The 14,371-nt window shown below is 52.6% G+C and carries 14 protein-coding genes; 6 read left to right on the top strand and 8 right to left on the bottom strand.

Annotation, left to right across the window (positions count from 1 at the left end):
• Positions 1 to 17: 17 nt before the first annotated feature.
• Positions 18 to 896 (bottom strand): MBL fold metallo-hydrolase, encoded by an 879-nt coding sequence (locus ACT3T6_RS11875; RefSeq protein WP_193054128.1) that lies wholly within the window; start codon positions 894 to 896, stop codon positions 18 to 20.
• A 163-nt stretch (positions 897 to 1,059) separates the two neighbouring features.
• Here ACT3T6_RS11875 and ACT3T6_RS11870 point away from each other — a divergent pair, with 163 nt between their 5' ends.
• The 5 genes from ACT3T6_RS11870 (at position 1,060) to ACT3T6_RS11850 (ending at position 4,928) form a co-directional block, all read left to right on the top strand.
• On the top strand, positions 1,060 to 2,013 hold the full coding sequence (locus ACT3T6_RS11870) for a GlxA family transcriptional regulator (RefSeq protein WP_193054127.1): 954 nt from the start codon (positions 1,060 to 1,062) through the stop codon (positions 2,011 to 2,013).
• 86 nt (positions 2,014 to 2,099) lie between these two features.
• On the top strand, positions 2,100 to 2,450 hold the full coding sequence (locus tag ACT3T6_RS11865; RefSeq protein ID WP_193054126.1) for an ArsR/SmtB family transcription factor: 351 nt from the start codon (positions 2,100 to 2,102) through the stop codon (positions 2,448 to 2,450).
• Between the two features lie 5 nt (positions 2,451 to 2,455).
• Positions 2,456 to 2,869: an arsenate reductase (glutaredoxin) gene (arsC, locus tag ACT3T6_RS11860; RefSeq protein ID WP_193054125.1), complete on the top strand. Its 414-nt coding sequence runs from the start codon at positions 2,456 to 2,458 to the stop codon at positions 2,867 to 2,869.
• Positions 2,866 to 3,594 (top strand): arsenical resistance protein ArsH, encoded by a 729-nt coding sequence (gene arsH / locus ACT3T6_RS11855; RefSeq protein WP_287076765.1) that lies wholly within the window; start codon positions 2,866 to 2,868, stop codon positions 3,592 to 3,594. Before arsC ends, arsH begins: the two co-directional genes overlap by 4 nt.
• A 14-nt stretch (positions 3,595 to 3,608) precedes the next feature.
• Positions 3,609 to 4,928, top strand: a complete 1,320-nt coding sequence (locus tag ACT3T6_RS11850; protein ID WP_193054124.1) for an arsenic transporter — start codon at positions 3,609 to 3,611, stop codon at positions 4,926 to 4,928.
• Positions 4,929 to 5,080: 152 nt separating this feature from the next.
• Here the strand turns inward: ACT3T6_RS11850 and ACT3T6_RS11845 are convergent, their stop codons facing one another.
• From ACT3T6_RS11845 to ACT3T6_RS11835, 3 genes are all read right to left on the bottom strand, one after another.
• Entirely contained in the window at positions 5,081 to 5,950 is an 870-nt protein-coding gene (locus tag ACT3T6_RS11845) for a hypothetical protein (protein WP_193054123.1), read from the bottom strand.
• 104 nt (positions 5,951 to 6,054) lie between these two features.
• Entirely contained in the window at positions 6,055 to 6,996 is a 942-nt protein-coding gene (locus tag ACT3T6_RS11840) for a hypothetical protein (RefSeq protein WP_193054122.1), read from the bottom strand.
• Positions 6,997 to 7,276: 280 nt separating this feature from the next.
• Entirely contained in the window at positions 7,277 to 8,035 is a 759-nt protein-coding gene (locus tag ACT3T6_RS11835; protein WP_193054121.1) for a hypothetical protein, read from the bottom strand.
• Positions 8,036 to 8,600: 565 nt separating this feature from the next.
• On the opposite strand from ACT3T6_RS11835, the gene ACT3T6_RS11830 reads away from it, so the two are divergent.
• Positions 8,601 to 9,521 (top strand): ketopantoate reductase family protein, encoded by a 921-nt coding sequence (locus ACT3T6_RS11830; protein ID WP_193054120.1) that lies wholly within the window; start codon positions 8,601 to 8,603, stop codon positions 9,519 to 9,521.
• A 594-nt stretch (positions 9,522 to 10,115) separates the two neighbouring features.
• Here ACT3T6_RS11830 and ACT3T6_RS11825 read toward each other — a convergent pair.
• The 4 genes from ACT3T6_RS11825 to ACT3T6_RS11810 all read right to left on the bottom strand — a co-directional run bounded on the left by ACT3T6_RS11825 (position 10,116) and on the right by ACT3T6_RS11810 (position 14,293).
• Positions 10,116 to 10,742, bottom strand: coding sequence for a glutathione S-transferase family protein (locus ACT3T6_RS11825; protein WP_172116438.1), 627 nt, complete (start codon positions 10,740 to 10,742; stop codon positions 10,116 to 10,118).
• A gap of 178 nt (positions 10,743 to 10,920) precedes the next feature.
• Entirely contained in the window at positions 10,921 to 11,823 is a 903-nt protein-coding gene (mmsB, locus tag ACT3T6_RS11820; RefSeq protein WP_193054119.1) for a 3-hydroxyisobutyrate dehydrogenase, read from the bottom strand.
• Between the two features lie 139 nt (positions 11,824 to 11,962).
• Positions 11,963 to 13,078 carry an enoyl-CoA hydratase/isomerase family protein gene (locus tag ACT3T6_RS11815; protein WP_193054118.1) on the bottom strand — a complete coding sequence of 372 codons (1,116 nt, stop codon included), beginning with the start codon at positions 13,076 to 13,078 and terminating at the stop codon, positions 11,963 to 11,965.
• Between the two features lie 60 nt (positions 13,079 to 13,138).
• A complete protein-coding gene (locus tag ACT3T6_RS11810; RefSeq protein ID WP_193054117.1) occupies positions 13,139 to 14,293 on the bottom strand; it encodes an acyl-CoA dehydrogenase family protein in 1,155 nt (384 codons plus the stop codon).
• Positions 14,294 to 14,371 lie beyond the last annotated feature (78 nt).

Below are 14,371 nucleotides of genomic sequence, written 5' to 3'. Positions count from 1 at the left end.
AAGAAGCGGCCTTGGGATTAGAAGGAAATGACCTCACCATCGGCAGGAATAAGTACGTGTTCCTGAATTCCCTCTTTTTGCACGTAATCGGCCAGTTCGTCACGGCTTAGCGTCATATGGTTTACGGCATCCATATGCACCGCGATGATGGTGGCATCCGGGGCTTTCTGGTGGGTACGCAGGGTATCTTCCTTGCCCATAATGATGGGATCACCTTCGAAACCGTCTACCTCGGCAGCACCGGTATTCAGCACGATCATCTCTGGGTTGTAGCGCTCCATTGCCTGTTCGACCTCATCGCGCCATACGCTATCGCCGACTAAATACGTCGTTTTCTGCCCCGGAGCTTCGAAGACGACACCCATGATCTCACCTAGTGATTGCGCCAGCTCAGGAACAGCATAGAGAGCATCGGAGCCATGCTGGCCGCCCGTCTTATGAAGCTGTACGCCGCCGAACTCGGCGCTGGCCTCAAGAATGCGCACATCTCTGAATCCCTGTGAGCGAATCAGCTCGGCATCAGCGGTATTCTGAGCGAACAAGGGAATGTCCTTCGGCAATTGCTCCTGCGCGGCGGCATCCCAGTGGTCGAGGTGCGTGTGAGTGACGATGACAGCGTCTATATCGCCGATCACATCTTCCACCGGCATTGGCAGCCCAACCAGCGGATTACGCAACTCGCTACGGTAGGTATCTTCAAAGCCCGCATAGGCCCCCTGCTCGGCCAGCATAGGGTCAATCAGGAAAGTGGTATCCCCATAGGTAATCTTCACCGTCGCATTGCGGATCTGCTGCACCTGCTGTGTTGCCTCCTGAGAGAGCGAGTCCGCGGATGCGCTATGAGCGATAAGGGCCGTGGCGATGGCGAGAGAACTAGCGAGGGTCTTGATGAGCATCTGTGTACTTCCTTAAATTCGTTACGGGTAATGGCAAGTAGTTTAGAGAGGCTCAATCAACAAAAGAATTGGCCTGAAAGACATTTATCGAAACTTTTGGGCCATGATGCTACTGTTTATAAAACGCATAGCAGGTTATAAAACGCATAGCAGGAGTCACGCTTTGTCTCTACCCAATGTCGGCCTGATCCTTCACCCACACTTCAGCCCCTTCCACTTCTCCGTGCCCTATATGGTGTTTGGTATAGCGTTGTCTGATCGCACGCTGTTCAATCTTTCCATTGTGGCACCTGGGGGAAATTCCATCGAAGGCGAACGGTCGATGACAGTGAAGCCCGATGGCGGTTTAGAACTGTTGGATAACATGGATATTGCGATAGTGCCTGGATGGCACGACCTGAATGAAGCACCGCCGCCAGAGTTATGTGAGGCGCTCGTCCGCTGTCATGAGCGTGGCGCTCACGTCGTGGGGCTGTGTTACGGTACCTATGCGCTGGCTTACGCCGGGCTGTTGGATGGCAGGCGGGCGTCGACCCACTGGATGGCCGAGCAGGATTTTAGTGGCCGCTTTCCCAACGTTACGCTGGACACCAATGCGCTCTATGTGGAGGAAGACCGTCTAGTGACGTCGGCCGGTACCGCTGCTGGCCTGGATTGCTGCTTATTCCTGGTACGCGAATACTATGGCGCGCAGGTTGCCAACAAGGTGGCCCGTGCCATGATCGTTCCGCCCCATCGGGAAGGTGGACAAGCGCAGTTCATAGAGCAGCCGGTTGCCGCCTCAACCCAAGATGCGCATATCAATCGCCTGCTCGACTACCTACGAGAAAACTTATCGGCATCGCACACGATTGACGAGCTTGCTGAGCGCACCGCCATGAGCCGCCGTACCTTTACGCGAAACTTCCAAAAAGCCACCGGCATGACCGTCGTGGCGTGGCTGGTGAGCGAGCGGTTACGGCGTGGGCGTGAGCTTTTGGAAACCACCTCGTTGTCGGTAGAAGCGATTGCAGAAAAGGCGGGCTTTCATACAGCGACGTCTTTCCGCCAACATTTCCGGCAGCGCCATCAAGTTAGTCCACGCGATTGGCGCAAAACCTTCGGTGGCAACGCCTGACGACCAACGCTTAGATCTAACATTCCAAACACTGCACACAAGCTAATGTGATTGCTATTTTCCAATATGTCTATAATACTGGACATATGGAAATTAAAAACGTCACGGCCAGTTTTAGTGCCCTTTCTCAGGAAACGCGTCTTGAAGCCTTTCGGCTTTTGGTACGCCATGAGCCCGAAGGCCTTCCTGCGGGGGAAATTGCGCGCCAGTTATCGGTGCCCCATAACACGATGTCGGCGCATCTTTCAGTGCTTTCACGGGCAGGATGGGTCAGCTCCCATCGGCAGAGTCGTTCCATTATCTATCGCGCTAATCTCGGCCATATGCAACAAATCCTGGGCTTTATGGTTCGCGATTGTTGTGCGGGGCACCCAGAGATTTGTGAGCCGCTTCTGACGGCCTTTACTGACTGTTCTCTCACTACCGAGAAGGAATAACCCTTTTGAAAACGACGATTTATCACAACCCAGCCTGCGGCACCTCGCGTAATACGCTAGCGATTATCGAAGCGTCCGGTGAGACACCGCACGTCATCGAGTACTTGAAAACACCACCCAGCCGCGAGCGGTTGGTCGAACTGATCTCGATGATGGCGATTACCCCAAGAGAGCTACTGCGCCGCAAGGGCACGCCCTTTGAAGAGCTCAATCTCGATGATCCAGCATTAAGCGATGATCAACTGATAGACGCCATGATCGCGCACCCCATCCTGATCAATCGCCCCATTGTGGTAACGGAAAAAGGCGCACGCCTGTGCCGCCCTTCAGAGCGTGTACTCGAATTATTGGCCAACCCCGTAACGACGTTTACCAAAGAAGATGGTGAGGTAGTGCACCTTAAGGGCAGCCACCCGTGAGCGAACCTATCAGTTTCAACGACCTGCCCAACATTGATCTCCAAAAGCTTCAGCCGATTGACGTGGACGTATTGACGGGGCCCGATGCGCCGCGTCATTCCCCCAGGATTCTGGTGCTTTACGGCTCTCTGCGCGAACGCTCTTTTTCACGCTTGGCCTCCGAAGAAGCGGCGAGGTTGCTGCGCTGGTACGGCTGTGAAGTACGCACCTTTAACCCTTCGGGCTTACCGCTGCCAGATGATTCAGAGGCCGATCACCCGAAGGTAAAAGAGCTGCGCGACCTTGCTCAGTGGTCCGAAGGCATGCTGTGGGTCAGCCCCGAACGGCATGGTGCGATGACGGGCATTATGAAAACGCAAATCGACTGGATACCGCTATCGCTCGGCGGTGTTCGCCCTACTCAGGGCAAAACGCTGGCGGTGATGGAAGTGTCTGGCGGCAGCCAGAGTTTTAACGCCGTTAACCAGATGCGAATCCTCGGGCGCTGGATGCGCATGATCACCATCCCTAACCAATCCTCTGTACCTAAAGCGTTCACCGAATTTGACGATGCCGGGCGCATGAAGCCCTCACCTCTTTATATGCGTCTCGTCGATGTGTGTGAGGAACTGGTGAAATTCACCTGGTTGACGCGCGACAAGTCCGCTTATCTTACCGATCGCTATTCAGAGCGTGTCGAGAGTGCTGAAGAACTCTCTCGCCGCGTTAACCAAAACACTCACTGACGTAAGGTCTTTTCATGTTGGCACTGGCCATTTTTGTCGTCACCCTGGTGCTGGTGATCTGGCAGCCTAAAGGTTTGGGTATCGGTTGGAGCGCACTGGGCGGCGCTTTAGTAGCATTGCTTATGGGCGTGGTGCATTTGGCTGATATCGTTGTGGTGTGGGATATCGTCTGGGATGCCACCTTTACGTTCGTTGCCCTGATCATTATTTCCCTGATTTTAGACGAAGCGGGGTTCTTCGCCTGGGCCGCGCTGCACGTGACGCGCTGGGGCAACGGACGCGGGCATCTGCTTTTCCCGCTGGTCGTGTTACTCGGCGCGGTCATTGCCGCCTTCTTCGCTAACGATGGCGCCGCCCTACTGCTAACGCCCATTGTGATCGCTATTCTGTTGCGCCTGAAGTTTGAGCCGCCTGCGGCGCTGGCCTTCATCATCGCCACAGGGTTCATTGCCGATACGGCCAGCCTGCCCCTGGTGATCTCTAACCTCGTTAATATCGTCAGTGCTAATTATTTTGATATTGGTTTTGATCGCTATGCGGCGGTCATGGTGCCGGTGAATCTGGTGTCAGTAGCGGCCACGCTTGCCGTGCTCTGGATAGCCTTTGGCCGCCGCATTCCTAAACACTACGCTGTCGAAAACCTCGACCCACCGCGCTCAGCTATAAAGGACCCGCTAATCTTTCGAGTGGCGTTTCCGTTGCTGGCAACGCTGCTGATCGCCTACTTCGTGACCGCTCCGCTGGGCATTCCCATCGCCTTTGTAACGGGAACAGCCGCCGTGCTGCTAATGGCAATTGCCGGACGCTGGTGGCAAGCAGGCCGTGGCGCCATCGTCTCCGTATCAGATGCGTTACGTGGCGCCCCCTGGCAGATAGTGCTGTTCTCAATCGGCATGTATCTCGTCGTTTACGGGCTGGGTAATGCAGGGCTGACAAATTATGGCGCGCTGGCGCTTGAGTGGCTGGCACAACAGGGTGACTTTATTGCCACGCTGGGCACCGGCTTCCTTTCCGCCATCGTCGCCTCGGTAATGAACAATATGCCCTCGACACTGGTCGGCGCGCTGGCAATTGATCAAGCGAACGTGCCTGCCGTCACTCAGGAATTGATGGTCTACGCCAACGTGATTGGTAATGACCTGGGACCCAAGTTCACCCCCATTGGCAGCCTCGCCACCCTGCTCTGGCTACACGTACTAGCGGGCAAGGGATACAAAATTGGCTGGGGCCAGTATATGAAAATCGGCCTGCTGATTACGCCGCCGGTGCTATTGGCAACGCTGGTTGCCTTGGCGCTTTGGCTGCCGGTGTTGTCTGCGGGGTGGGCTGACTAGGGATTTAGGTTGGATGGAAGCTAGGCAGGGTTTCTGGCTAGCTTCTGGTATCGGCCAAAAGCGGCCATTGAGGGAATGCTGATATATCGCCGCCAGCAGGTGCCGAAAGACCACAGCAAGCGACGGTTTTTTGGTTCCTCTGACTGGCTTTGTTAGGCACTTTCAGCCTCGCTTTCTGCTGAGGGCAAAATTCTACCCTTGTCGATCCAAGTTTCTTCTTGGTACTCCTTTCCCGTTCTGTTTGAGAACTCATCGAGATAATATGAACGGAAGCACAACCAGAACCCGTTCTCATCTTCAGCCTCTCTCCTGATGCAAGAATAATACGGAAAGATCGTAGAGCTAATGTCGAAATCTATTAGCGAATTATCATCTGCTTTCCTGAATTCCATGAGTTCCAAAACCTTGCTCTTTTCTGACGTCATTTCAAGGAAATAGTCATCTACGTTCGCTTTAATCTCTTGCTCCCAGGTGGCCTTCGTTACCTCAACAATAACTGGATTAAGAGCAACTAGATAATTTCTATTTGATATTTGTGAAATAAGTTTGACGTATTTATTTTCGAGTAACGCTTTAAAAGCCAAATTTGAAAAATCTAGCGTGATGTCCCGTAGAGTCAATTCGCGCAGTTTTTCTTTTGATTCCCAACCCAAATGTTCAAATGACCCTGTATATTTTCGCAAAAGGGCCTCGTTATCATTGGCCGTTTTTAGGTCGCTTTCAGCTTTTTCCTTAATTTCTTTCTGAGTATTTTTTCTAGCCTCCAGCTTTCCTGACACAAAGCTCCAGACCATCTCACCTAACCAGATAATGATTTGCCCGACTATTGATCCTAAACCTACGCCTGCAAGTAAGACTACGATAGAGATATTTTCCTCTGGCGTTCCTAAGGACTTCGCAAGCTCACTAAAGTATTTCCAAGATATGACAATGGACACAGAAACTGAAAGGTACTTCACTGCCGCTTTCGGTGAAGTTAATGCTGAAAGAAGTTTAATTATTGTTGAGGCAGTTTCACTCATAATCATCTCCGTTATTGACGCTGCCTAACACTGCGCTCTGCGGATAATTTGGAGCACAACGGAAAATTGGTCCGACAGCAGCGCTTTGTTAAATCCCAATTTACCTACCATTGCTCCGGGCTAAAATCGGTTTCATTGGAATCACGAGGCACCTCATACCAATCACCATTCGGCTCAGCATAGTCGGCATACATCCCTGACATCGTTTTTCGGTTTGCTGCTTGTCTTCCAGATACTTGCTTAAATATCGATCTATTAGAATCCCACGTATATTCTTCTTTTGGTAGTTCAACCTGCATTTCTTGATTATCTGTTTTTGTATACGTAACTCGCCCTATAGTGGTCAATTTTGGAAAAACACCATCCATTATTATTTTATTGTTTTGTTCGAATTTGACATCTGACTTATAAGCCCCCCACGAACCATCTATGTATTCATAGTATGGTTTGTCAAGTGCTTCAGTGACTATCTGGTTACCTAATGCGTAAATTCTGACTGACTCACCATATAATCCAGTACCACTTTGGGTCATGTATTTTACGCTTACTAAATACTCAGGTGATGATTGCTTTGTTTCAAAAACTTTTATTGCTTGAATCCCTACCCCAAAGTCATAAGAGGCCGATATAAGGGATTCGGTATCCAAACCAAAAAAAAGAATAAATCCGTCAATTTTATATTGGTCTATCGTAGATATAACTACCATATCACCTAAAATCTTAGCCGCTAGCGGTTCCTTCCAACGCTCAACGATGCTCATTAGATTATTACTTGCATTAGATTCAGCAAGTAAAGCAATCAGCCCTTCGTAAATTTTATCAAGGTTGTCTTGGCTCGATGCATTTATTGCATTAACTATCGAATTTAAACTAGACAGGTTAGCTACGGAATTCTGGACAGCCGTTGTTTGAGGCTTCTCCTCGATCTTTGGTTCAACCTTTGGGATCGGCGCCAACCATATCGCTACAGCAATCCCTATTATAGCCACAATGACGCCTATACCGGCCCATTCCTTTCTTGATAGAAAATCAGAAATTCTTCTCATAAGTCGCGAATATTTTCTCGGCGAGGTTTAACATAGATTATCGTGCTGGCAGCATAACACCGCTGAATTAGCATACTGCTTTCTCCGGGAGGGCCGCTTTGGGTCGATAGCACCTATATGCTCGATCATACTTATTTCGACCAGAAGCGGTCCTTCATAACTTCCTCATATAACGATTAGCGTAACCGACCGGCTTCGGAGCGCAATCGGGCGGAGAAGCCGGCCCGCGTTGACGCTTTTTTGTTAGGACGGCAGGTTCGAGATAATATCGTCATAGGTGTTAGCACTTTAGTTTACGCCGCCCAAGCATGACGAACTGCTGATGAAGTTCATAGCACTCGGTACTTTCCTCATTAAGTTCTTTAATTCGTAAATCGACATGTTCAGGCCAATCCCAAGCTCCCCGGAAGGCATCGGGAACAGCGGACAGCATAGGGCCTGCGTGAATATACCCAGAGCTTTGCGCTAGCTTATATATAAATCCATGCATTTTTTGGTATAGCTCCTTGCGAGCAGCCTCAAGCTCCTGATCTAAAAACTCTGTTTCTGCGGTATTCCATGTGTCTACGAAGCGATCAATTTCGTCGGTATTATTGTCATGGTAGGAATTACCGAAGTCATGCTCTTTTAGAAGAACCACCGATCTTGAGTTAGAGGGAAACTCTGCTAGAAATCGCTCAAACAACGCACGATCTACAGCCTCTAGTTCCTTTGCTTCGGTTGCTGCGATGTCACCGGTTTTATAAATAAAGTACCTGTTTGCGACGTTATGAATTAATGCTAATGCGATGAGAGAAAAACCCAAAGTATAGTCAGCTGCACTTGATTCTAGCTCTGAAAACGTGAATTTCGCTCCATAATTCAAGTTAAAGTTTGCGACTAGCCAGTTATAAAATATCTGTTTAAAAGCGGTTGGGGTCAAAATAATTGTTCCACCAACTGTAACAACAAACCACGTGAGCTTGTTAGTAAAGTCTGGGAACAAATACTTTTTACCAAGAGCGATTGCTAGGTCTTTCAGCTCTTTCTTTGATATCACTCAGCACTCCTTGAGAGTGTTAACAGTTTATTAGTGCGCATGCATGTTTTTCTGGCCACCACCATCCTGGCCATATAGTTATAATGCATTGAAATTTAGTGAAATAAATGCCGCCTACGCGATGCGCTTTGCCAGAAAATGCGCATGTGCGTTAACATTTTCACCATCCTTTGGATATTGCACATAAACGTCAATAGCTTTCCCCTAACACCTTGTTTCATAAAAACTTTGAAGAAGTCGCTCCAGAAAAACAAGCATTCATATTTCGAATCCTACCAGAAAAACGCGCATTGTGAGCCAAAGGCACTTATGAACATCCGGTTTCAGCGAAGTCCGCTTTGGGTCAAAGCAGGCAGTCAGCCGCTATTCACTGCAGCATCAAAAACCACAATTAACCCACTCAACACGCCACAAGGACCAAATCTAATTAGCCCTAACGCTAGCAGATTGCACGCCCGCACGTCACTAGAAATTAGCCTTACATACCATCACTTTTACTCGCCTTCATTTCCTTGCAACAAAAAGGGTAAGCTGATCGGCAACACCGCCCCTGAGTACGCACTCGATGACTTCACACTGGATTCTCGGCCCTGGCGCCATCGGTCGCCTGTTAGCCCATTCGCTCTCTCCTCTTGCTGACATCACCTTAGTCGGCCGCCGTGCGCTACCTGAGCAACAAACAATAACAACACCCGAAGGCGAGGCGCGTAGCCAGCATTTAAATGTGGTAACCACCTCGCAACTAGTAGCCAATGCGCCAGCGCCGCCTGCTTTTGTACATATCACCACCAAGGCGATGGCTGCTGAAGCGGCGCTGGAAAGCGTGGCGGGCATTATTCCCGCAACTACCCCGCTGGTGTTGTGGCAAAACGGTTTTTTGGCTCAGCCGAGGCTGACTGAACGTTGGCCGGGGCCGGTGTTGTGCGCGACCACGACGGAGGGCGCTTATCTAACCGGTGATGATGGCGTGGTGCATGCGGGGCGTGGGCATACGTTTGTGGGGGATCTGGAGAATCGCCACGGCGCGTTGGCACAGCAGTTAGCGCATCAGCTTAGCCAAGCGGGGCTTGCGGCCACGGCGGTGGATGATATTCGTAGCCGCCTGTGGCAGAAGCTGGCGGTGAATGCGGCGATTAATCCGTTGGTGGCGTTAAATGGGATTTATAATGGCGAGTTGCGTGGCGCTGCTTACGCAGGCTGTGTTGAGGCGGTTGCTGAGGAAGTGGCGGCGATTATGTTGGCCGAAGGTATTCAAGCGCCCAGCGGGGGGAGCGGTTTGGACGCGTGGTTGGCGTTGGTGTGGAATGTTATTGAGAAGACGGCGAATAACAAGGCGTCGATGTTGCAGGATGTTGAGGCCAAGCGGCTTACCGAGCGTGGTGCTATTTTGGGGCCTTTGATTGAGCGGGCCGAGCGGCATGGGATGGGTTGTGAAGCGTTGCTCGGGCTGGATCGTGAGTTGGCGGTGTTGGAGGCGGGGTTTTAGGCTTGCTCGGGCTTGGGGCGGCTGCGCCGCCCTTTCGCGCCGGGCCGCCGCTGCGGGTGCCGCGTTTCTCGCTGCGCTCGCTACTTGTTACCATGCGCTACAGGTTTGAAATTTCACATATTTCAGATTTTGTAGTTGATTGAGAGTGGCGAACGGTATGGGGTGGGTTGTGAAGCTTTGCGCGGGCCTGGGGCGGCTGCACCGCCCTTTCGCGCCGGGCCGCCGCTGCGGGTGCCGTGTTTCTCGCTGCGCTCGCTACTTGTTACTACGCGCTACACGTTTGAAATTTCACATATTTCAGATTTTGTAGTTGATTGAGCGTGCCGAGCGGTGTGGGATAGATTGTGAAGTATTGCAGAGGCTGGATGGTGAGTTGGCGGTGTTGGAGGCGAGTTTTTAGCCACTTCGAGTTGGGGCGGCTGCGCCGCCCTTTCGCGCCGGGCCGCCGCTGCGGGTGTCGCGTTTCTCGCTGCGCTCGCTACTTGTTACCGCGCGCTACAGGTTTGAGATTTCACATGTTTTAGATTTTGTAGCGCGGTGTAAGCGTTAGCGCACCCGCGAAGGGTGCGGCTATTCGTATGAGGCGGTTTAGGTTTAGGTAACCGGGATCATCACCACGTCGCGGAACACGGGGCGCTCGGTTAGCTGCTGATACCAGCGTTCCAAGTGGGGGCGCGGTTGCCAGGTGAGGCCGATGTTCCATAGGTTATAAACGAAGGGCGCAACGGCAATGTCGCCCAGGCCAAACGCTTCGCCAGAGAACCATGCCTGGTTGGCGAGTGCGTTATCCAGCAGTTCAAACAGCTTTTCGCAGGCTTGCATGCCTGCTTCAATGGCGGCGTTATCGCGCTGCGCTTCGGGCGTTCTCACATAGCCCATTAAAATTACTCGGTGCGCAGGGGAAAGCGTACTGTTGGCCCAGTCCATCCATTTTTCTGCCTGGGCGCGCTTGGCAGGCTGCTCAATCCACAAATTGCCTTGGCCATACTGCGCGGCCAGGTAGCGGATGATGGTGTTGGATTCCCACAATAGGCTGTCGGTGGCGTCGTCCTTGAGTAACGGCACCAACCCATTAGGATTCATGGCCTGGTATTCGGGTGTGTTGTTGACCCCGAACTGGAGCCCCGCCTGAATTTGTTCAAACGGCACTTCCAGCTCGTTAAGCACCCAGCGCACTTTTTTAACATTGGTAGAGTTATCGCGGCCCCAAAGCGTAATCATAATGTTCCTTATTGGTTGGTTTTTTAAGAGTTTACCTGATCACGCCATGAGATAAAGGTAGCTTGGGTGTGAGGAGGCTTCGCCGCCCTTTCGCGCCGGGCCGCCGCTGCGGGTGCCGCATTTGTTCGTTCCTCACAAGATGCGTTACCGCGCGCTACAACACCTTACCCCTCACCCCTCACCCCTCACCCTCTTTATCCTGATAGAACTGTATCAGGCTTGAGAAGTCGAGCTGGCCGTTGCCGTTTGCCTTATGCTGAGTAAACAGCGTGCGGGCGGCGGACCCCATCGGCACGGGGGAGGCGCTTTGCTGGCTGATATCCATGGCAAGGCCCAAGTCTTTCATCATCAGGTCCACCAGGAACCCGCCCTGATACGCGTTGGCAGCGGGCACATCCTCCATTACGCCTGGGTAGGGGTTGTAAACATTGAGCACCCAGTTGCCGCCGGAGCTTTTTCGCATAATGTCAGAAAGCACCGCAGGGTCGAGGCCATTTTTGACGCCCATGTTGATCGCTTCGCAGGTACCCGCCATCAACACCGAAAGCAGCATGTTGTTACACGCCTTGGCCACTTGCCCTGCCCCATGGTCGCCCGCGTGGAAAATGTTTCTGCCCATTACGCCTAGCACAGGCGTCACTTTTTCAAACTGGGCCTTTGACCCGCCGACAATAAACGTCAGCGTACCCGCCAGCGCACCGCTCACCCCACCCGATACCGGAGCATCGACAAAGTCGATCCCGCGCTGTTCGCCAATGGCCGCGACACTACGCGCCGTGTCGGCATCAATGGTGGAGCAGTCAATCACCAAAGCGCCTGGTTTGATCACCTCGAACAACGCCTCATCGCCATCAACGTAAAGCGCCTTCACGTGCTTGCCTGCAGGCAACATGGAGATAACAAAGTCAGCCTCGGCAGCCGCTTCACGTGCCGAGCCTACCACTTCACAGCCGTGATCTTTAGCAGCTTCAAGCGCTTGTTCAGAAAGGTCATACGCACGCACGGTATAACCCTCTTTCGCCAGGTTAGCCGCCATCGGGCCGCCCATATTGCCTAAACCAATAAATGCCACAGTAGCCATAACGATTGTCCTTATTGTTAATAACAAACAGTTAATAAAAGCAGCTAATAACAAACGGCGAGTAACGAGCTGCTGGTAATAACCATTGATCATGAAATGTTGGCAGTGTCCGTTTTAGCACCCCGGCGGTACGGCTTATTTACTTCAGGTCCGCGAGTGGGCTATCGGGCCACGGTGATGCTAACAGCGCATCCATAAAGTGATCTTCCACTTCCCCTACCGCTGAATACGTCCAGCCTGGCAAACCATCTTTATCCACCAGTAATGCGCGTACGCCTTCTGGAAACTCCCGATGGCGACAGCACTGCACGGAAAGCGCCAGCTCTGCCTGGAACACCTCGGCAAGCGACATGTGCCGGGCACGCGTTAGCTGCTCATGGATAAGCCGAATGGAGACCGGACTACCATGCGCCAGCGTCTTTTGTGCTTTGCTGAACCATTTATCCTCACTTTCTACCGCCAGTACGGCGGCCACCCTTTGCTCGACGGTATCGTGGTCCATCAGCTCGCGAATTAATGGCGCGAAGTGTCGTATGGGGGTTTCCAGCGCGGCAAACTCTGCTTTAGAGGCTTGCTCAAGCTCGCGCAGCGCTTGATTGACCACGCCATGGGCATCGGTCTTCTCACCGCTTCCCCAAGTGGCACTGGTCAGTTGCTGAAGCAATTCTTCCCGTCGATGGCTGGCAATGCCACGGTCGGCAAGGCCCAGGTAAAGAGCATCTGATGCATTGATCTGCGCGCCGGTCATGGCCAGAAAACGCCCCATGCCGTTCGGCAGACGGTTTAAAAACCAGCTGGCACCCACATCCGGATACAGGCCAATCGTCACTTCCGGCATGGCCAGCCGGGAGGTTTCAGTCACCACACGATGACTACTGGCGCTGAGCAGGCCCATACCGCCGCCCATTACAATGCCGCTGCCCCAGCAAATAATTGGTTTGCGGTAAGTGTGTAGCCGGTAATCCAGGCGGTACTCTCTTTCAAAAAAGCGCTCGGGAAAGCTCGGGTCAGCTTCCCCGTTAATCGCTTTATACAGCGTGACCACATCACCACCGGCGCAAAAGGCTTTTTCACCAGCGCTATCCAACAGTATGGCAACAACCCGCTCGTCCGCCTCCCAGGCATCCACCTGCGGCAGAATGGCGTCGATCATGTCCAGCGTTAACGCGTTGAGCGAACGCTCAGCATTAAGCTTGATTTCAACCACCGTGTGGCCATCCTGGGTGGCGTGTTCGGTAAACAGTACGCTACTCATTCAGCATCCTTACGTATCGGCTCAAATGGCGACCGCGATCATGTCGGCAACCCTGTTTTTTTACAGCTCAGCGGCACCTTCGGCGAGTACCCGGCGCGAAATGATCAGGCGCATGATTTCATTGGTGCCTTCCAGAATGCGGTGTACGCGGGTATCGCGCACATAGCGTTCCATGGGGTACTCCTTAATGTAGCCATTGCCGCCATAAAGCTGTAGCGCCTCATCGCATACTTTAAAGCCTACATCGGTGGCAAAGCGCTTGGCCATGGCGCAGTAGGTGGTAGCGTCAGCATGACCGGCATCCAGTTTGGCAGCGGCCATTCTTACCAGTTGGCGGGCGGCGACCAGCTCGGTGACCATATCCGCTAGGCGAAACTGTAGCGCTTGAAAATCCGCTAAACGCTTGCCGAACTGCTGGCGTTCCAGCAGGTAATCACGCGCGTTATTGAGCGCCTGCTGGGCGGTGCCAATAGAACAGGTGGCGATATTGATTCGTCCGCCGTCCAGCCCCTTCATGGCGATTTTAAAGCCGTCGCCTTCGTTGCCCAGCAGATGATTCGCGGGTACGCGCACGTCTTCAAAGGTAATCATTCGGGTGGGCTGGCTGTTCCAACCCATCTTGTCTTCCTTGCGCCCATAGCTGATGCCTTCGGTCTTGGCATCCACGGCAAATGCCGAGACTCCACCCGCACCCTCGCTACCGGTACGTGCCATCACTACCAGAAAATCAGTGCTGCCCGCGCCGGAAATAAATATTTTGCTGCCGTTGAGCACATACACATCGCCCTCACGCCTGGCCGAGGTTTTAAGCGAGGCCGCATCGGAGCCCGCATTGGGTTCTGTTAAACAGTACGACCCCAGCAGCTCGCCAGTCGCAAGCTTTGCGCCCCACTGCTTAACCACCTCTGGCTGGCCGAAGTCCGCGAGCATCCAGGTCACCATGTTATGGATGGTGAGATACGCCGTGGTGGAGGTACAGCCCATTGAAAGCTGCTCGAAGATAATGCTGGCATCCAGCCGTGAGAGACCAAGCCCTCCGACGCTTTCCGGCGCGTAAAGCGAACAGAAGCCCAGCTCACCGGCCTTACGAATAACATCTACGGGAAAAATAGCTTCGGCGTCCCATTGTGCAGCATGGGGCTCAAGCTCATTTTGGGCGAAGGCTCGCGCCATATCGGCAAAGGCTACCTGGTCTTCACTCAACTCAAAGTTCATGGCCAATCTCCGCTAATGTGCGCACACATTAGATGTTGTCGTTGTAATTGACGTTTACGTTAACTTATCGCCTAAGCC

This window comes from Halomonas sp. 72, from assembly GCF_052379785.1.
GTDB classification, from domain to species: Bacteria; Pseudomonadota; Gammaproteobacteria; order Pseudomonadales; family Halomonadaceae; genus Vreelandella; species Vreelandella citrativorans.
This window is presented reverse-complemented; position numbering and strand designations above follow the sequence as displayed.